Source organism: Dokdonella sp., from assembly GCF_039926425.1.
Lineage (GTDB): Bacteria > Pseudomonadota > Gammaproteobacteria > Xanthomonadales > Rhodanobacteraceae > Dokdonella_A.
In genome coordinates, this window is the sequence record NZ_JBDSWZ010000092.1 from 1 (window position 1) to 18,727 (window position 18,727).

General features: G+C 66.2%; 15 protein-coding genes. 4 read left to right on the forward strand and 11 right to left on the reverse strand.

Features of this window, described 5'->3' with window-relative positions; all coding sequences use genetic code 11:
* Together ABIV12_RS06070 and ABIV12_RS06075 are read left to right on the forward strand one after the other, a co-directional pair.
* The coding region (locus ABIV12_RS06070) for a zinc-dependent peptidase (protein ID WP_348057288.1) at positions 1-338 on the forward strand (338 nt) is incomplete at its 5' end.
* Positions 339-398: 60 nt separating this feature from the next.
* Positions 399-3,113: a C25 family cysteine peptidase gene (locus tag ABIV12_RS06075; protein ID WP_348057290.1), complete on the forward strand. Its 2,715-nt coding sequence runs from the start codon at positions 399-401 to the stop codon at positions 3,111-3,113.
* A 64-nt stretch (positions 3,114-3,177) separates the two neighbouring features.
* Here the strand turns inward: ABIV12_RS06075 and ABIV12_RS06080 are convergent, their stop codons facing one another.
* The 11 genes from ABIV12_RS06080 to ABIV12_RS06130 form a co-directional block, all read right to left on the reverse strand.
* Positions 3,178-4,152, reverse strand: coding sequence for an FHA domain-containing protein (locus tag ABIV12_RS06080; protein WP_348057292.1), 975 nt, complete (start codon positions 4,150-4,152; stop codon positions 3,178-3,180).
* The gene (locus ABIV12_RS06085) at positions 4,140-5,501 is read right to left on the reverse strand and encodes a serine protease (protein ID WP_348057294.1); all 1,362 of its coding nucleotides are present in this window, start codon (positions 5,499-5,501) and stop codon (positions 4,140-4,142) included. The genes ABIV12_RS06080 and ABIV12_RS06085 overlap by 13 nt, the downstream gene beginning before the upstream one ends.
* 80 nt (positions 5,502-5,581) lie before the next feature.
* Positions 5,582-6,739 carry a glycosyltransferase family 1 protein gene (locus ABIV12_RS06090; protein ID WP_348057296.1) on the reverse strand — a complete coding sequence of 386 codons (1,158 nt, stop codon included), beginning with the start codon at positions 6,737-6,739 and terminating at the stop codon, positions 5,582-5,584.
* A 180-nt stretch (positions 6,740-6,919) separates the two neighbouring features.
* On the reverse strand, positions 6,920-7,963 hold the full coding sequence (locus ABIV12_RS06095) for a GDP-mannose 4,6-dehydratase (protein WP_348057298.1): 1,044 nt from the start codon (positions 7,961-7,963) through the stop codon (positions 6,920-6,922).
* A complete protein-coding gene (locus ABIV12_RS06100) occupies positions 7,960-9,537 on the reverse strand; it encodes a glycosyltransferase (protein ID WP_348057300.1) in 1,578 nt (525 codons plus the stop codon). The genes ABIV12_RS06095 and ABIV12_RS06100 overlap by 4 nt, the downstream gene beginning before the upstream one ends.
* Positions 9,538-9,542: 5 nt before the next feature.
* Positions 9,543-12,200 (reverse strand): glycosyltransferase, encoded by a 2,658-nt coding sequence (locus ABIV12_RS06105; protein WP_348057302.1) that lies wholly within the window; start codon positions 12,198-12,200, stop codon positions 9,543-9,545.
* Positions 12,197-12,469, reverse strand: coding sequence for a hypothetical protein (locus ABIV12_RS06110; protein WP_348057304.1), 273 nt, complete (start codon positions 12,467-12,469; stop codon positions 12,197-12,199). Before ABIV12_RS06110 ends, ABIV12_RS06105 begins: the two co-directional genes overlap by 4 nt.
* Positions 12,466-13,173 carry an ABC transporter ATP-binding protein gene (locus tag ABIV12_RS06115; protein WP_348057306.1) on the reverse strand — a complete coding sequence of 236 codons (708 nt, stop codon included), beginning with the start codon at positions 13,171-13,173 and terminating at the stop codon, positions 12,466-12,468. Before ABIV12_RS06115 ends, ABIV12_RS06110 begins: the two co-directional genes overlap by 4 nt.
* A 1-nt stretch (position 13,174) precedes the next feature.
* A complete protein-coding gene (locus ABIV12_RS06120; RefSeq protein WP_348057308.1) occupies positions 13,175-13,936 on the reverse strand; it encodes an ABC transporter permease in 762 nt (253 codons plus the stop codon).
* A 63-nt stretch (positions 13,937-13,999) separates the two neighbouring features.
* Positions 14,000-15,394 carry a glycosyltransferase family 39 protein gene (locus tag ABIV12_RS06125; RefSeq protein ID WP_348057310.1) on the reverse strand — a complete coding sequence of 465 codons (1,395 nt, stop codon included), beginning with the start codon at positions 15,392-15,394 and terminating at the stop codon, positions 14,000-14,002.
* Positions 15,395-15,419: 25 nt separating this feature from the next.
* Entirely contained in the window at positions 15,420-15,956 is a 537-nt protein-coding gene (locus tag ABIV12_RS06130; protein ID WP_348057312.1) for a hypothetical protein, read from the reverse strand.
* An 81-nt stretch (positions 15,957-16,037) separates the two neighbouring features.
* Between ABIV12_RS06130 and ABIV12_RS06135 the strand changes: the two genes are divergently transcribed.
* Both ABIV12_RS06135 and ABIV12_RS06140 read left to right on the forward strand, forming a co-directional pair.
* Positions 16,038-17,135, forward strand: coding sequence for a hypothetical protein (locus ABIV12_RS06135; RefSeq protein ID WP_348057314.1), 1,098 nt, complete (start codon positions 16,038-16,040; stop codon positions 17,133-17,135).
* Positions 17,136-17,276: 141 nt separating this feature from the next.
* A complete protein-coding gene (locus ABIV12_RS06140) occupies positions 17,277-18,722 on the forward strand; it encodes a methionine biosynthesis protein MetW (protein ID WP_348057316.1) in 1,446 nt (481 codons plus the stop codon).
* Positions 18,723-18,727 lie beyond the last annotated feature (5 nt).

An 18,727-nucleotide genomic window follows, 5' to 3' on the forward strand; every position in this document is an offset into this window, starting at 1 on the left:
ACGGCTTCAATGTGGTCGTGCATGAAATCGCGCACAAACTCGACATGCGCGATGGCGCGATGAACGGCACGCCTCGGCTTCCATCGACCATTCGACGAAGTGAGTGGGTCGGCATCATGCAGGCGGCGTACGACGGCTTCGTGCGCGCGGTCGAGCGAGGTCGTGAAACGCAGGTGGATCCGTATGCCGCCGAAAGCGTCGACGAATTCTTCGCAGTGACCAGCGAGCTGCATTTCTCCGACCCGGGTACGTTGCGCAGCGCGATGCCCGCGGTCGCGGCGCTGCTGGAGCGTTACTACGGTCCTGCGGCGGTTGCGGCGCCGGCAACAGGGCGGTAGCCTTTCCTGTTACCTCCCACTCCGGCAGTGCGCCCTGCGCCGCCACGCATTCATGCCGCCATGCTCCCCAGATTGCTGATTCGCGCCTCCGCGCTGCTTGTTTCCGCCGCGCCCCTGCCCCTTCTTGCCTGCAGCGGCCAGCTGCACATCGAGCTGGAGCATGCGGGCGTGTATGCGCTCGATCATGCGGCGATCGCGGCGAAGCAGCCCGCCCTGGCCGATTGTGCGGTCGCCGACCTCGCGCTCAGCCAAGGCGGTCGCGAAGTGCCGATCCGTGTGGTGGCCAAGGGTGATCGTTTCGCCGATGGCGACCATCTCGAATGGATCGGCCTGCCACTGCACGGCCCGGAAAGCTGGTACGACGCGTTCAGCGTGAACAATGTCTACCTTCTGGGCGCGGCGCCTGGCGCGCACGCGCGCATCCGCGACGCCGACCCCGCCGATGACGGACACGCCGCCCTCGAGCGGGTCACCCACGTCGAGCAGGAAAATCTGATGATCCGCCTCGACCAGGCGCAGCAGAAGCCTGGCGAGGAGGCCGATGTCTGGCAATGGGCCAAGCTGACGCATGTCGATCCGAAGCCGTTCGAGACGCGCTTCGATCTGCCCGATCTCGACACGCGCGGCGGCAGCGTGAAGCTGACGCTCGACTTGCGCGGCTTGTCGGAGGTGGCGCCGCCCGCGAAGGAAAAAGCTTCCAAGCCGGACGATCACCTCGTCGAGATCAGCGTGAATGGTCACGCGCTGGCACCGCTGGCGTGGAACGGACGCGATGAAGTGCGGCGTGATCTGGCGGTTCCTTCATCGATGCTCAACGCCGCAGGCAACGTTCTGACGTTGCGCGTTCCCAAGCGGCCGCTGCCGTGGGCGCCTGCGGTCATCGCGGTCGACGTGGTGATGTTCAACTGGGTGGAAGCACGCTACCCGATCACCGGCGATCTGGATGCCGGTGCGCAGTCGTTTTCGGTGCGCGACGGGGCGCCAGGCGCGCTGCAGCTCGGCTACCGCGGTGCGGGCGATCCTGTGCTGTACGGCAGCGACGGCGTGCGTCGGCCCGGCAAGCCAACGACCGCAGGGCGTTACGCGTTTGCGGCAGCGCCGGCGGATACCGATCTTTACCCGGCCATCGATGGAAAATTCGCGCAACCCGGTTCGATGCGCGCCGTCGCCCAACAGAATTGGCGTGGATCCGGCGATGGCTTCGACTACCTCATCGTCGCGCATCCGAAACTCATGGATGCGATTCGGCCGCTTGCGCAGTTTCACGAGAAACGGGGTCTGAAAGTCGCCGTGCTCGATGTCGATCGGGTGTACGACCAGTTCAACCACGGCATCACGCATCCTCAGGCGATCCGCAATCTGGTCGCCGCGGCGACGCGCGATTTGGCGCGCAAGCCGCGCTTCCTGCTGCTCGTCGGCGATGCCAGTTTCGACATCCGTCACGACACCTACAACGATCTCAACTACGCGAAGTGGACCGACCAGGAACTGCTGTTTCCCGGTCATTTCGGTGCGGTGCCCGGCTCGCAGTACAAGGAAAAGACTGCATCTCTCGCCGATCGCAACCTGATTCCGACCTGGCAGTACCCATCGCCGGAAGGTCAGTCTGCAAGCGACAACTGGTTCGGCGCGGTGAATGGCGACGACTGGCATCCGGTGGTTGCCGTCGGTCGATTCCCGGTGATCGAGCCCGCTGAAGTGAAGGCGATTGTCGACAAGACCATTGCCTACATATCGACGCCGCAACTGGGCGCATGGCGGCGCGACGTCATGTTCATCACCGACGAAATCGAAGGCTTCAAGCAGGCCTCGGACACGATCGCCAAGTCGCTGGGGAAAGACGGCTTCCTCGCCGACAAGGTCTACGCGAGCCCGAAGGAAACCGAAAACGCGCTGCATCAGACGGCGATCCGCGACGGCATCGACGAAGGGCGGCTGCTGGTGCATTTCATCGGCCATGGCGGGCGCTACATCTGGCGTACCGGCCCGGTGGACCTGCGCAAGAATGCCGACCTCTTCACGCTCGACGACGTCTCCTCGCTGAAGAACGGCGCGCTGCTGCCGATGGTGCTGTCGATGACCTGCTATTCGGCGCCGTTTGACAACCCAACCGAGGATTCGATCGGCGAACGGTTCCTGCGCGAACCGGGCAAGGGAGCCATTGCTGTGTTTGCTGCGTCCTGGCGCAACACGCCGTCCCCGGCCTACAGCACCGCGGTGATGCATGAACTGCTGCAGCCGGGCGCAACCATCGGCGAAGCGATCGTCCGTGCAAAGAAGGGATCGCCGGATCGCACCCTGGTGGAAATGTACAACCTGCTCGGCGATCCGGCCGTGGTGCTCGAACGCCCACGCGACGTCGCCCGGACAATGGTCGATGGCGACCGCTGGAATCGCGGAATCCTGATCGATCTTGGCCAGAACCGGTTCGACGGAAACGTCGCAGTGGATTGGCTCGACGACAAAGGCGCCAGGCTCGTCTCGTCGACCTACCACTCGAACGACACGCGTTTTCGCCTGCCGCTGCCCCTGACGCCATCCGGCACGATTGCGACGGCGCGCATCTACGCGTCGTCGCCGACCACCGGACGCGATGCAATCGGCTCGGTCGACATGTCCGCCGAGTCGACATTGCCTGCAGCGCAGTCGCGCTGGTCGGCATGGTGGAAGCGCCTAGTCGAACCGGCGGCGAAGACTCCCGTGCGCACCGAAGACACGATCGAGATCCTCGGATTCGATGGGCCTGCAGCGGGCGCGCCGGGCAACGCGCACTGACCCCCGGTCGAGCTGCTGTTCGCGCCTTTTTCCCAGCGCATTCACTCCTGCTGCGGCGAACGACTCACTCGTCCGCGGCCGCGTCACCTTCGGGTTCCTGGCTACGGGCCTGATCGAGGGCGGCGCGCAGATCGGCGCTGCGGGTGAAGAACACAGGTTGCGATTGCGGCCGTGCAATGCGGATCGACGGCGGTTCGAGTCGCTCCAGCGTCGATGCCTGACCGTAGGTCGCGCGCCATTCCGACAGTTTCAGCGTCTGCACGGTGACACCAAGAGCCGCCAGCGCGATCACGGCCGCCACCTTGATCGGCAGATGCGCGCGACCGAGCACGCGCAGGTGCGCAAGACACACCGCCGCGAACGCCACCCACGCGCCGATGTACACCGAGCGCGCAAGTGCCGTCCACGAAAATGCGAACGCACCCAGTTCGCTGGATTCGTCATACATCGTGTACAGCGCAAGGCCGGCGCAGATCACCAGCAGATGCGTTCCGAAGCGCGCGTGCCCGGTCAGGATGCGCGAAAGCACGCTCCACACGCAGGTCCATGCGGCAACGACCGCGGCGAGCACAAGCACCGGTGACAGATAGCGAATCAGCTTCGGCTCGGCTGTCTCGGCGCGCCACAGGTCGAGCAATGCGACGCCGAGCACGAACGCGAAACACGCCAGCGCGATCGGCCAACGCGGCGTGCCACGCACCAGCGGCAGTTCCGCGGCGACCGGCTGCGAGGACGTGCGCAGACGTACAAACGTCGCGCCGATCTGCAACGTGCCCGAACCGTCGAGAACGATCGGCCCGCGCATCACGCGCGCTCCCTCCAGACGAACGCCGTTGATGCTGCCGAGGTCCTCGGCGATCCACACGCCGTCGTCGCCGCGCGCAAGACGCAGATGATGCGCAGCGACGTGCACGTCATCGACGACCACGTCGTTGTCGTAAGCGCGTCCGATCGTGATGATGTTGCGTCCGTCGAAGCGCTGGCGTGATGCGACGTCCCGCTGGCGTGTCAGCACTTCGATCCAGGTCACTTCGTCCATGTGACCTCTCCCATGAACCGCTTGCCGAGCGCCAGTGCGTTCTCGTAACTGACGCCCTGCATCACCAGGCGCGACACCAGCGCCTCGCGGCTGCGGTCCTGCGTGACCGTGGTCAGCGCAACGTCGTAGAGGCCGGCGAAATCACGGTAGGCGCGAGCGCACCACACCGCGCGCAGCACCGGTGCCATTGCAGGGTCCGCGGGTGCGACGAAATCCTCGTGGCATGCGGGCTCGGTGAGCCGCTTGCGCGACCACGAGCGCGCCATCGACGCCGAACCGTAATACTGCGACAGGAACGCGGCGAACTGGAACGCGTTGAGGTCGGTGCTGCGCACATACGCGTGCGACAGCTCGGCGCGGCCGCTGTCGAAATCCCCGGCGATGAAGAGCGAGCTCTGCGACGTGCAGCTGGAACTGTCCATCTGCGCACGCGGCTTCGGCGTCTGCTCGGCATTGGTGCGCGCCCAGCAGTTGAACCAGGTCGACGCGCTTTCCGGCGCCTGGTACGGACCAAACGTCGTTGCACGAAAACCCTGTGCATCGAGGCCCTGGTAAAAGCCGGCCTGCCACGCGATCAGCTGGCGGTCGATCTCTTCGCGCACCTGCAAAAGATCGATCGGCGGATCCTTTCGCGCGCGCGCGAGCAGCGCCGCTGCGTGGCGCGCTGGAACGAGAAAGCTGACGAGTTCGCCATCCAGACGCTTGGCGACGTTGATGCCGACCACCTTGTCGCCGTCGGTGACCGCCGGGCCACCGCTCATGCCCGGGTTGATCGCGCCGGTGAAATGCACGCGTTCGGTGTAGCTGCGCTCGACCAGCCCGTTGTAGGTGCCTTCGACAATGGTGAATCCGAGATCAAGCGGATTGCCCATTGCATAGACGCGCTCGCCACGCGGCGACTCGCCCGCCACCGCAACCGGATCAAACGCCAGATGGGGAAGATCCGAACCGGCAAGCCTGACCACCGCGAGGTCGTTCGCAATGTCGATCGCGAGCAAGGTCAGCGGACCCTGCATGCCGTCCGGCCGCGCGAATTCGAGGCGATAGGTTTTGGGCTCCAGCGCGTACTGAGAGACCACGTGGTAGTTCGTGATGGCCAGCCCGTCGGCCGCGACGAGGAACCCGGATCCGATCGAGGACTGCCGACCTGCAGCCTCCACCAGCGTGCGGATCTGCAGGAGACTCGGCCGCGTCGCCGCATAGATGCCCTCCGCCGCCGCCGAGACGGGAGCCGCAGCGGCCGTGGCGGACGGTTCGGTCGGCTTCGGCTCGGGCAGCGCTTGCGCGAACGCATGCGTGGCAACGAGCGCCGCAAGGCTCGCAAGCCAGCGAAATTGCAGTCGGGTCATTGAAGAGGTTTCCAGGCAATTTCTTCAGCCTATAGCGATACGCACGCGCAGTTCAATGCAGCCGATCGCCGAGGTGTGACTCAGGTCCGCGCAATGACGTCGCGGTAGACCACCACCGTTTCCTCGACGCAGCGCGCCCAGGTCAGTTCGCCTGCACGCCTCACCCCGCGCGCAATCGCACAGCGTCGCCAATCCTCATCGCCGAACAGGGTCACCAGACCCTCGCGCAGCGCCGTCTCGTCGAGCGGATCGACGTTCAGTGCGATCGATCCCTGCGCATCGCGAGCGACTTCAGGCAACGAGGACACGTTGGAGGTCAGCGCGGGAACCCCGCTGGCAATTGCTTCGAGGACCGGCAAACCGAACCCCTCATAGAGCGATGGGAACGCGAACGAGTGCGCGCCCGCATAGATCAGCGGAAGCTCATCCTCGGCGACGTAGCCCAGTCGCCGTGCCTCACCACGCGCCTCGAGCGGCGCCAGTGACTGCTCCAGTTCCGCATTCAGCCAGCCGCGCGCGCCGACGATCACCAGCGGATGTCGCGCACGCAATGCCGCGGGCAATGCGGCGTAGGCACGCGCCAACCGGGCAAGATTCTTGCGCGGCTCCTGCGTGGCGACAACCAGCAGATAGGCACCCCGCGTGAGATCGTATTTTGCGAGCACCGGCGCGAGCTCGGCCGCCGGGCGTGGACGATAGGCCGCGTCGACGCCGAGCGGAATGACCCGAAGCCTTGCACGGTCGACGCCGAGTTTCGACACGATTTCGTCCGCGATGAAATCGGAATCGGTAAGGATCGCCGATGCCTTTTCGAGAGTGCGCGGCAGATGGCGGTCGAGAAAACGCACGCGCTCGCGCGGATGCGTCTGCGGATGATTCAGCCACGAAAGATCGTGGATGGTGGTGACCGCAGGCCCGTCGAATGGCATCAGGACATAGTTCGGCGTGTGCAGCAGCCAGTCGCGCATGCCGCGCGTGTGCATGCGAAACATCGCCGAGCGCAGATGCGTGTAGGCCTCCAGCGCGAATTCCTTGAACGGCACGTTGCGCCGCACTGCGGCAATCGTGCGGTTCGCCGCGAGTGCGTTCTCCGGATCGTCGACCCACTGATAGGCCGAGTAGAGACGCAAGGCCTCGACGTCGCGATGACTCGCAAGCCCTCGTGCGAGTTCAAGCGCGTACCGACCGATTCCGGTCAGCGGCGCCGTGATCGCATCGACGTTGAGGATCACGCGCATCGTGAGTGGGTCATGTAAGGGGGTCGCGCAGGGGCGGAAACGATTGAACCACGAAGAACACGAAGAACACCGGATTCATGCGCGGCCACCTGGCATGGATTGAGCGCGTTCCGTGCTGGAAGCTGCGAAAGACCAACGCCCTCAGCCCGGATCTCCTTCGTGTTCTTCGTTTTTCAATCGTCAGGTAGTTGGGTTCCGCTCACGCGCACCATCAGCCTCGACCATGTGGCGCGCAAGGCCGGCAAGGTCGAACGTCGACGCAAAGCCGAGTTCGCGCCGCGCCTTGGCGGCATCACCGACCAACAGCGGCGCGTCGATCGGGCGGAAAAAGGCAGGATCGACGCGAACGCGCACCCGCTCGCTGCCGTGTTCGACGCCGACCTCGTCGACGCCTTCGCCAAACCAGTCGATGGCGATCCCCGCCGCTGCAAAAGCCGCCGTGGCGAATTCGCGAATGCTCGATGCGATGCCGGTCGCGAGCACAAAGTCGTCTCCCTGCGCACGCAGCGCCATCGCGGCCATCGCGGCGACGTGGTCCGGCGCGTAGCCGAAATCGCGACGCGCATCGAGGTTGCCCAGTGCGATCGCCGTCTCCCGTCCGAGTTCGATGCGCGCAACGGCGCGGCTGAGCTTGCGCGTGACGAACGCCTCATCGCGCAACGAGGATTCGTGATTGAACAGGATCGCACTCGACGCGCGCACGCCGAAGCTGGCGCGCCAGCTACCCACTGCGCCATGCGCGATCAGTTTCGACAAGCCATAGGGCGAGCGCGCCGCGACGGGCGTCGTCTCGTTTTGGGGCGAATGCGCCGGTTCGCCAAAAATCTCGGCGCTCGATGCGAGCACGAAGTGCGCCTGCGATGCCTGGGTGCGCACCGCTTCGAGCAGGTTGATGGTGCTCGTCCCGTTGGCCGCGATGCTGCCGCGCGGATCGCGAAATGAATCGGCAACCCGTGACTGTCCGGCCAGATGGAACAGCGCATCCGGCGCGACCGCCGCAACACAGTCGACGCACGCGTGCGGATCGAGCGGATCGAGCGCGACCAGACGCAAGCGGGGATTTGCGACGACGCCGAGTTCGCGCAAACGCCAGACGTCCGGCGCGCCACCGGGTCGATGCGTGCCGATCACGTTCATGCCCTGGTGGAGCAGATGCGCGGCGAGCAGCGCACCGTCCTGCCCGCTGATGCCGGTGATCAATGCGGTGCTGGATGACCCACTCATGCGCGGCGCTCCGGGAAACTTGCGGTGTCCGATTCTGCCGCACGCAATGCCTCGATTGCGGAGGGTGCCGTCGGCTGGACGATCGCGATCGGGATGTCGAGCAGGCCGCAGAGGATTTCAGCGGCGGACTGCTTGCGCTCGCCGACCACCAGCCACTCGATTGCGTAGATCTGCAGCCAGTTCCACAACGCGCGATACGACGGCTCAGGATCGGCCGCTTCCCAGGTGTTTGTTGCGATGATCCGTTCGTCGCAGACGAGCTCGTTGCGCGCACCGTTCGCGCGCAGGTTCCACACCTCGGCGTCAGGCCAGTCCGGCGCCCCTGCGCCCACCCACAACACCCGCATGCGCGCACGATTGGCGGCGCTCGCGCTGGAGTACAGACGACGCACGCGCCAGTCGAGCACGCGCCGCTCGAAGGAGAGCAGCGTGGCGCCGACATCCGCTTCGTAGCGCGGCCAGCGTTCGCGCAGCACGTCCATGCCGGCGCGACCGAGCAAATGGCGCCGTTCGTCTCCGAAACTCATGCTGCGGGCGTGTCGAACCCACACGTTGCCGGCGATCACATGGCGAAGGCCGAGAGCCGAGGCGCGCTGGCAGAAATCATTTTCTTCGCCATAGCCTTGCGGGAATGCGGCTTCGTCGAGAACACCGACCGCATCGATCACGCTGCGCCGGATGTACAGGCAGAATCCGTTGCCGGTCGGCAACTGCGGATACGCCATACCTGCGTGCTGCCACGACGCGCGCGCGCAATCGATACCGGACCACGCCGCAGGCGTTTCGTTCGCCTGCTCCAGTTCCGGCACGGAAAACGCCCCTGCGTTGTCCGAGACCGCAGTGGCCGTGGCGATCTCGTCGTCGGCATACGCCGCGCGTCGCAGCCCTGCAAGCCACTGCGGACCGACTTCGGTGTCGGCGTTGAGGAGCACGACGTCGGCGCGGCCCGCGTGCGCGATGCCGCGATTCGCGGTCCCGGTGAATCCGAGATTCTCCGCGTTGCGCAAGACTTCAACGCGCTCGATGCCATCGTAACGCGCCAGCAGCGGCGCGATGCCGGCGTCCGTACTCGCGTCATCGATGATGATGAGGCGTGCGCGGCCCCGTGTCTGGGCAAGTACCGCGTCAAGGCACGCTGCCACCATCGCGGGCGCGTTGTACACCGGCACGACAATGGCCATGTCCACCGCCGCCAGTTCCACGCCGAACGGCACGCAGCAAGCCGGAAGTGTCGATTGGGAAAGCGCGGGTACGACAGCGGGTGCAGCGACGAGACCTCGGATGCCCTGTGTTGCTCGCAAGGGTTGCGCAACGAGTTCGGCACCGTTGCGTCGGACGCGCGGCAGCACATGGAACACCGGCTGACCGGCCGGAGAAAATGGAATGGACAAAGTCGCGCGACCCTTTTCGTCGAACGTGAAGGGCGAGAAGAAGCAACCGTCGATATCGAGTGTCACCTCCGCATCCGCATCCGCATCCGCGTCGAGCACCAGCGTCAACGTGTCGCCGTTCCAGTCGATCGAACGCAACGGGGCGATCAATGGCAGGCGCGTTCGACGCAGGAAGCCGAACATCGCGCTCAGCCTGCGTCGCGTTGACGACGCTCGGTGGCCGCCCGCGCCGGCGAGGGAACGGCGTCGAGAATGCTGTGATCCTCGATGCTCGCCTGGAGCGCGCGTTGCGCTCGCGTCAGCTGTACGGACGCCATCGGCGACCCATCGCGGTCCAACGTCGGTTCGATCCATTCGCGCAAGGCGTGCGGGTCGGGCATCGCGAGTCCGGCCACGCCGAGCGCCTGCAGCCCGTCCAGCAATCGTTTCGTGGCCGCCTGTGGATCGGCGAGCAGTTGCGTGTAGTCGATCAGCACGCGCGGCCATCCATCGCTTGCGTCGAACGCGGCGCGCGTGTAGCGCTCCCACAGCGCAAGCGCAAACCCGCCGTCGAGCGCATCGCGCGCGCAAAGCGACTGCGCCACCGCGAGCGGATCGCGCACCACGTGCACGAACACCGGACGCGTCAGCAGCGGCAGCAGTTCTTTCGCCAGCAGGCACAAGCGTGGCTCCTTGATCAGCCACGGTCGGTGCGTGTCGAACCCGTCGATCAGCACCGCCATTTCGCGGCGGAACGCATCCACGTCAATGCCGCTTGCCGTCGATGGCGGATCTCGCCAGTCGCCTCCTGTGGCAGCGAGTCGGCGCACGCAGGCCATGTGCACGCGGCCCGATTCGTAGTGGCCTTTCGGATTGTCGGGGCCGTGCAGAAGATCATCGGCGGGCCCGACCGACACGCCCATCCGTGCGAGCAACCCGGCAACGCTCGACGTGCCCGAGCGGTGCATCCCGAGCACGACGAGTTGACCGCTCGCTACACGCGCAAGATCCGCCGGACGGTGCCGACGCGGGACAACGCGAGCCGCCGCGTAACGACCCTCACGCGTGACGAGATCCACGAGGCGCTCGGCGCCATTGTCGATATCGTGCGCCGTCGCGAACGCGTCCGCGCGCTCACTGGCGCGATCGAGCAAATACTTGCGACCTTCGAACACCTCGCGAAGCCGCGCAGCCAGTGCGTCGGCGTCGGGTTCCGTCCAGCGAAGACCGGGATAGCGCGGATCGCTCACAGACACCGAGTCGACCGCGAAACCTTCTTCGCGCACGCGGTCGGCGTGGCTGCCGAACGCGGTCGCAACCAGCACCTTTCCGCACGCAAGCGCCTCGTCCACGAACGGATCCCATCCGCCGCCGCGACGTGCACACACGTACGCGTCGGCGGCGGCGAGCAACTGCGCGCGCTGATGCCACGGATAACCCCAGTCGGAGAGGACGCGCACGCGCGGATCGCCGGCGGCGCGAGCCACGACCGCTTGCGTGATCGACACGGCGTCGCGACCGGGCTGCACGTGCAGCAGCAGACTCGCCGGCGCGTCCTTGCGGAACGTGCGCAGGAACGTGTCGACCAGCACGAGCGGCGCATCGCGCTCAAGGTCGTCCGCGACCGCGAGGAAGACGAAATGATCCGGCGAGCTGCGCGGTGCCGGAACGCCCGGATGGCAGTACTCGCGATCAACTCCGAGCGGAAACACGTCGATCGGAATGGTGACTCCCGCAGCGCGGAACGCCTCGCTCTGGAACGCGTCGGGCACGAGAAGGCGATCGAGTGCGTTCGCGGAACGGGCCCACTCGGGCGGCACGCGCTCCCACTCGCCAAAGCCGATGCCGATGCGATGACGACCTTTGGCCCGCGTGAATGCCAGCGCGGGCGCGCAAACGATCGACACCTCGGGCCGGACCGGACCGCGTCGACGCGCCGCGAGATCGAGGCGGAAATCACCGGCGTTGCCGATTTCCCGCTCGACCGCCTCGTACCCCATGCGCAATCCGCGCGCGTCGAGTCGTCGCACCAGCATCCGGGCGATGTGCGCGTGCGCGTACGGGTAGCGCGTTGCGCCCTGCCACAGCAGATCGCCTCGATAGTCGTCGGCCAGAGGACGCTGCCAACGGCGCGCGAATGTCGCGCGACTGTCGTTCCACAGGCGCTGGCGGAAACCGTTGTCGTCCTGAGTCGATCCATGCTGATCGTGCCGCAGTGTGACCGCGCCGGCGACGACGCTCGCGATCCCCGATTCCGCCGCGCGCAGGCAGTAGTCGGTGTCCTCGAAATAGCTGTGGTACGCCGTATCGAGCAGGCCGATGCGATCGAGGCAATCGCGCCGGAGGTAGGCGAGCGCGAATGCGATGTGCTGCACGCGCCGTGTGGAAACATATTGCGCGACGTCCCGCTCGATCGTGCCTGCTTCGGTCTGCTGCCCGGCCAGTTCATCGGCTTCGATGAATCCGCCGACGTGATACACGCGCCCTTCCGCTTCCGGACCCAGCAGCCGGCAGCCGACGATGCCATTCACGGGCGACGCATACGCGGCGTCACGCAGTCGACCGAGCCAGTCTGCCTGCGTGAAGAGCAGGTCATTGTTGAGCAGCACGACGTCGTCGTCGGGGCGCGCCGCCGCGATACCGGCATTCATTCCACGGACGAAACCGAGGTTCTCCCGCAGCCGGATGACGCGGACCCGATCCGCATAGGTGTCAAGCCCGGCCACGGTCGCGTCGGTGCTTCCGTTGTCGACGACGATCACCTCGGCGACATCCAGTTCGCTTGCCAGCAGCGTGTCGAGACAGCGCTGCGTCAGTAGCCACTGGTTCCACGCCAGGACAATCAGTGCGGTGCCGCGAGCGCTCATGCGTCCGCCCCGCGCCGCGCCGCAGGCGGCAATGCAAGCGCCGCCGCGAGGTCGTCCTGCGCGAAACTCGTGACCGGCGTCATCAACAGCATGGCCGTCGTGTGCGCCGCTTCGCACGGCCTCCGTGCGGCGGCCAGCGCGCTGCGGCAGCGTGGATCATCGACATCGTCCACGCGGGCGATGCGCGCCGCCAACACCAGCAACTGGCGTGGTGACGCGTGCAACGCGTGCGCCAGCCTGCCGAGACGCTCGGCGTCGAACGGGTTCACCGTTTGTCCGCGACCAGGTGGAGATCGTTGTGGTATGCGGCGAAGACCTCGTCGCGGCCCCCCTCGAGCACGCTGCGCCCGTGCTCGATCCACAGCACGCGGTCGCACCGTTTGGCGATCTGGCTTTCGTCGTGGCTGACCAGCACCACCGTCTGCCCTTCGCCCATGCGCTGCGCCATCGCGGCGCCCGATTTCTGCTGGAATTCGGCGTCTCCGACGGAGAGCACTTCATCGATCAGCAGCACGTCCGGCTCCACCTGGATGGCGACCGAGAACGCCAGCCGCATGTTCATCCCGGAGGAATAGGTGGCAATCGGCTGGTCGAAGAAGTCGCCGAGTTCGGAAAACTCGCGGATTGCAGGTAGACGTTTCACGATCTCGCGACGGCGAAGACCGAGCATCAATCCGGACAACACCGCGTTGTCGCGTCCCGACAAATGCGGCACGAAGCCGAGCGACAGCGACAGGAGCTGGCACGTCACCGGAGCGCGCCGCACGCGCCCCCGATCGGGCGCGAGGATGTCGGCGATCACCCGCAGCAGCGTGCTCTTGCCCGCACCGTTGCGGCCAATGACGCCGAGGCGCTCGCCGCGACGCAGCTGAAGGTTCACATCTTCCAGTGCCCAGAACCGTCCACCGACGACGCTGCGTCCCGCGCTGAAGGCGATGCCGACGTGTTCGAGTTCGATCAGGATCTCGCCCATGTCAGCCGGCCAGTTTCGGAAAGCGCGGGGCGAGGCGATGCACGGTCAACGAACCGATCGCGCACATCGCGAGAGCGATCGCGCCGACCTTGCCGAGGCCGATCCAGTTGGGCAACTGGCCATGCATGAGGATGCCGCGCGCATCGTCCATCACCACCGCGACCGGATTGAGCGCCATCAGCCATTGCAAACCCGGCGGCACCTTGGCCAGCGGAAAAATGACCCCGGAAAGGAACATCACCACAGTGAGCACCTGTTCGATCACGAAGCGCAGATCGGGCACCAGCGGAACGATCGATGCGACCACGAACCCGGCGCCCGCGGCAGCGGCGAAGATCGCCAGGAACAGGATCGGCAGCGCCCAGTAAGCAGCATTCGGCGGGTACCCCATGGCCCACAGGATGCCAACGAGCAACGCAAAAATGAACATGAACTTCACGGTGTCCGACAACATCGCGATCAGCGGAAACACGATCGGCGGCAGGTTCACCTGGCGCACCATCGCAAGATTGCTCCAGATCGCATAGCCGCCATGGGTGATGCACGATTTCATCCACTGCCACAGCGTCATCCCGATCAGCAGGAAGGGCAGATAATCCGGTCCGCCGGTGTGCAGGATCACGTCGAACACCAGCCAGAACGCGCCCATCATCATCGCCGGTTCCAGTACCCACCAGATCAGGCCCAGATAGCTGCGCGCGGCTTCGGCACGCAGCTCTGCGTAGGTGCTGAAAAGGATGAGCTCGATCAGGTGACGGTGCATGCGGCAATGGAAGTCAGGGGCGTCCGCGAGGATACCGGATTCGCTTCGGACAGGCCCGCAGACTCAGGTGCCGCAGAGGTGATCGAGTGCAGGTCCGGCGAAAGCAAGGAACAGCAACAACGTTGCCAGAGCCGCGCCCAGCGAAAGGCGCAGCGGCGTGAGCGCGAGAGTCGGCCGGCCAACTCCGCCCTGCCAGCGCTCTCGCACACCAACCATGAAACTGCCGGCAAAGCCGCACAGGAATGGCAGCATGGGGAGCAGGAAGCGCGCTTTCACGTGGATCAGCAGGAACAGTGCGAGCTGGTACGCAAGGAACGCGACGACCACCGCGAGGATGGCGGCGGCGCGCCGATCGGGCACGCATTTCCAGCGCCGGCAAGCGACGCCGAACGCGCACAGCGCAAGCAACAGCGCGTGCATCGCGCTGTTCGCCACGGTCAGCATCGTGGTCAGCTGCGGGCCGGCACGATAGACGGACAGGTGCCCCGAACACGCCGGGCCGGGCAGCTGCGACACCAGCGGTGTCTTTGCGCTGAAGAGCCGGAAGTATTGCCGACCGATCTGGCCGAGCAGCATCGCCGGGATGCCCCGTTGCTCGATCTCCGCGCCGATCTTGTCCCGATAAATGAGGTTGCGTTGCTGCGGCGTCGCCGCACTCGCGAGGAACGCCGGCAACGTCGCTCCGCCCATGTCGTCGACATAATCGCTGCGCCGGTTGTCGGTCAGCCCGACCCACAGGTTGTAAATCGAACTGTCCGCGATCATCGGCGTGCCCCAGGTGCGCCAGCCATGGAGCAGCGCCGGGCCGGTGATCGCCGCGAGTGCGAACACGAATATCGCCGCGGCGCGCAGGCGAAAGCGCGGACGCTCGCGCTGCACGAAGACGATCAGCAGCAATGGCCAGAACACCGACAGCAGACTCTTGGCAAGCATCGCAAGCCCGGTGCACAGCCCCGCGGCTCCGGTACGCAAACGAGTCGGCGCCCGCACCAAAAGGCAAAGTGCCGCAAGCAGCAGGGTCAGGTGCGGCAATTCCGGCCATAGCCAATGCGCGTACGCCGCAGCGGCAGGGTTGAGCAGCCACAATGCGGCGGCAGCATTGGCCGCCGCGACGCCAGCGCCGAGCCGGCGCCACACATCGCGCAGCAGCGCGCCACACACGACGAACAGAAGGGTCTGCGCGATCTGCACGGCCACCAGGTGAGGCCCGAACAGTGCATAGATCGCCGCGATAAACAGCGGTTGCAGCGGCGGCCAGATCGAGCTGGGCATCCACGGACCGCCGGCCAGGATCGACACGGCAGTGTCCTGATAAACCCGTTCGTCGCCGACCAGTGCCTTCGCGCCGTGGCCGTAATACGCGAACCACAGCAGCGCTTGCAGGGTACAGAACAAAACGAGGAACAGCGCCGCCGGCAGGAACCGACGGCGCGCTCCGGCAGACGCCGGCGTTGTCATGCCGGCGCGGCCGCGCGGTACCGGCTCAGTGCTGGGCAGGCGCCGGTGTGGCCGGGCTGCCCACCGGGCGGTGCTTCGGCGGCGCACGGAACACCGGGCTGAACTTCTCGTGCGTTCCGTTGGTGGAGATGCCCTCGACGTAGTACCAGTATTCCTTGCACGGATCGATGTTGTCGTCGTGGAATTCGTACTTGTGTGTTTCGTCCGACGTGCCGGCACCGAGAATCGGATCCTTGGTGATCTTCTTGAATTCGCCTTTTTCCGTGTCGCCCCGCAAGACATCGAAGCCGAAGTTGTTCTGCTCGCTCGCGGTCGTCCAGCGCGCGGTGTTCGCGACGCGATCGGCCGCCGGGAGTTTCGACTGGTCTCCGCACGCGCCTTCCGGAATTTCCTTTGGCGGTGCCGCAGCCTCGGCGGGCGGCGCGGCGGGCGGCGGTGCAGCTGGCGACGCCTTCATCGAGTCGGCGGGCTTGGCCGGCACGGGTGCCGCGGACTGCGGGGTCGACGGGCTGCAGGCGCACAGGAAAGAAGCAATCAGGACGGTGGTCACGATCGGACGCATGCGAAAACTCCGGAGTGGCAGGCTGGACAGCAGCGGGGCGCGACAACGATAGTCGGGCGATGTATTCGCTGGCTCGACCGAATGGTACGTCACCTCAGACGCTGCGTGTTCACCCTCCTCACAACATTCATTGCGGCTCACGCCGTTGCGTTCGAATGGCAGGTCGACATCACCCCGGTCGATCAACTGTTTCCGGCGTTGCAGCTTTCACAGGCATCCCGGTCCGGCGCCTCGACCCGGTTTGGTGGCGGTGACGGGCTGGTCAGCGTGCACGTCCGCGGCGGCGATATCCCGGCTGATCTGCGAGTGCGCATCGAGACGCCGGGCTTGCGCGCGCCGGCGACCGTGATGCCCGGCGCCGGCAGTGTGCCGGGATCGCTGGACCTGCGGCCGCTGCTCGACTGGGATGTCGACGACCTGGCGCATCTGCGCGCGCCGCGCCGCCAAACGATGACGGTGACGCTGGAAGCTCCGGGTCGGCTGCCCGAATCGCGCCGGGTCGCGGTCCGCGTCCATCCGCTCGATGACGCGCTGTACTTCGTCCGCGAAGGCCAGGACCGGGTCGATCTCGGCTGGGCGTTCGCAGGCTACGTCAATCCGGCCGATCCGGTGGTCGACGAAGTGCTTGCCGCGGCACGCGCATTCGACCCCGCTTTTGATGCCGCGCCGAGCGGCCGCGGCGACGACGTCGATCGGCGTCGGGTCGGCGCCGTCTGGGCGGCGCTCGAACGTCGCGGCCTGCGCTATGCGAATGGCGATCCGGCACTCAGCCGTGGTCCGTCGGTGTGGAGCCAGCGCGTGCGCCTGTTGCGCTCGATCTGGGACGACCGACAGGCCAACTGCCTCGACAGCAGCGTGTTGATCGCGTCGGTTCTGGAACGGCTCGGTCTGCGCACCTTCATCGTGCTGGTGCCGGGACACGCCTTTGTCGGATTCCAGTCGCGCTCCGTCGGCGATGCGGCGCACTATCTGGAAACCACCCTGCTCGGCGCGCGCCCATCCACGACCGCCCCGCTGGCCAACTACGACTCCGCGCTTCGCGCCGGTCGTGCGCGCTGGCGTCGGGTCGCCGCAAAGTTCGATGGCCGCCACGGGCCCGCCTATGCGCGGGTTGATATCGTCACCGCGCGATCGTATGGCATCATTCCTTTTTCTGCTGCTCGTTCCCGCTCGCAGTGACCTGCGGAATGTCTTCGACGGGCGGCAGCCGGCGGCAGCAGGGGTTCGCCCCGCGCGCATCGCGACGCCGTTCGTCATCGCGCTTCCGGGTTGTCCGGGGTCGGACGATGATCTCGAGTGGCCAGACATCGACGGAACGCCGTGAACGCCAGCGAACAAGACGACTACCTCGAACGCATCAAGGACGAAATCCGCGCGGAGGCGGATGTCGCGCGGCATCGTGATCCGCTGCCCCGCGCTGATCCGCCGGCGCGTTCGATTCCCGAGGCGAAATCGGCCAGCGCCGGAGTGCCCATCGAGCGCGAGCGGCTCGATTACGCGCTGTCCGACCTCACCGGCATTCACTACATCGCGTTCGTCGACAACGCATTCCGGGCACTGCTCAAACGCGAACCGGACGAGGGCGGATCACACGCGCAGATCCGTCTGCTCGCATCGGGGGCGAGCAAGGCCGAAATCCTCGGCAACCTGCGCTGGTCGCGGGAGGGCAAGCACGTCGGGGCGCGCGTCCACGGGCTGTTGCCGCGGTACGCGATCGCCAAGCTCGCGCGCGTCCCGGTGCTGGGCTATTTGGTGGAATGGGCGATCGCGTTTGCCGGGCTCGCGGTGATGCTGCGACACCAGCGAGCTGCCGATACCTCGACCGCTGCGGGATTCCATGCGGCTCGCGATACGCAGGCGCGCGCCGAATCGGAGTTGCGCGGACTGCATTCCGCGTTGGGCTCGGAGCATGCTGCGTTGGTCGCCGGGCATGCAGGGTTGGTTGCGCAGCATGCAGATTCCCTCGTGCGGCAGCAGGCACTCAATGACGCACACGATCGGCGCACCGAACAGTTGACGATCGATCTGCGCGTTGCGCGGGAGCAGGCAGACGTCATGCGTGACCACACGCATGCGCTGGACCAGCGACTTCACGCATCGTCCGATGAACTGGTGCAACTGCGCCATCTGGTGCATACCGTGAACCACTGGCTCGTTTCGCTGCAACGCAGCCTCGACGATCTCGAGTCGGCTGAAGCGGCATCGAGCGAGCGGACGGATGCGCTCGCGGCGCTCGTGGACGAAGGTCCTGACGCAGCGGCCGCTCGGAATGAGCGTTACCGCAACTGGTCGAGCGCACTGATGCAGCGATTGCCGGCGGAATCGAGCGTGCTGGACCTCGCCAGCGGAGATGGGTTGTGGCTGGATCTGCTGATGTCGCATGGTCTGGACGCCAGCGGCATCGAAGCAAACGTTGCGCTGGTCGAGCGTACGCGAGCGGGCGGCGCAGCCATCTCCGTTGGAGATGCGATGACGGCACTCGCTCGATGCAACGACGCATCGCTCGACGGCATCACGCTGGGTCGGGCTGCGTTGCCGGATGACCGGTCGGGTATCGATCGGCTGACGCGCGAGATCGGGCGCGTGCTCAAACCCGGAGGACTGCTGCTCGCGCGGATCGAAAGTGAGCCGTTCCGCATCGAGCCGCAGGGCGCCTCGATTATGGACGCACGGCGCTGGTCGGCCGTGTTTGCAGCGGCCGGATTCGCACCGGCGCAAGTGCTCCCGGCCGACGGCGGCATTGCCGTGCTGACGACGCGACCATGAGCGCG

Coding starts and splice junctions, on each gene's coding strand:
- ABIV12_RS06105 (WP_348057302.1), bottom strand. CDS start 12,200: ATGAGCGCTCGCGGCACCGCACTGATTGTCCTGGCGTGGAACCAGTGG.
- ABIV12_RS06075 (WP_348057290.1), top strand. CDS start 399: ATGCTCCCCAGATTGCTGATTCGCGCCTCCGCGCTGCTTGTTTCCGCC.
- ABIV12_RS06115 (WP_348057306.1), bottom strand. CDS start 13,173: ATGGGCGAGATCCTGATCGAACTCGAACACGTCGGCATCGCCTTCAGC.
- ABIV12_RS06125 (WP_348057310.1), bottom strand. CDS start 15,394: ATGACAACGCCGGCGTCTGCCGGAGCGCGCCGTCGGTTCCTGCCGGCG.
- ABIV12_RS06095 (WP_348057298.1), bottom strand. CDS start 7,963: ATGAGTGGGTCATCCAGCACCGCATTGATCACCGGCATCAGCGGGCAG.
- ABIV12_RS06120 (WP_348057308.1), bottom strand. CDS start 13,936: ATGCACCGTCACCTGATCGAGCTCATCCTTTTCAGCACCTACGCAGAG.
- ABIV12_RS06080 (WP_348057292.1), bottom strand. CDS start 4,152: ATGGACGAAGTGACCTGGATCGAAGTGCTGACACGCCAGCGGGACGTC.
- ABIV12_RS06130 (WP_348057312.1), bottom strand. CDS start 15,956: ATGCGTCCGATCGTGACCACCGTCCTGATTGCTTCTTTCCTGTGCGCC.
- ABIV12_RS06100 (WP_348057300.1), bottom strand. CDS start 9,537: ATGTTCGGCTTCCTGCGTCGAACGCGCCTGCCATTGATCGCCCCGTTG.
- ABIV12_RS06090 (WP_348057296.1), bottom strand. CDS start 6,739: ATGCGCGTGATCCTCAACGTCGATGCGATCACGGCGCCGCTGACCGGA.
- ABIV12_RS06135 (WP_348057314.1), top strand. CDS start 16,038: ATGGTACGTCACCTCAGACGCTGCGTGTTCACCCTCCTCACAACATTC.
- ABIV12_RS06085 (WP_348057294.1), bottom strand. CDS start 5,501: ATGACCCGACTGCAATTTCGCTGGCTTGCGAGCCTTGCGGCGCTCGTT.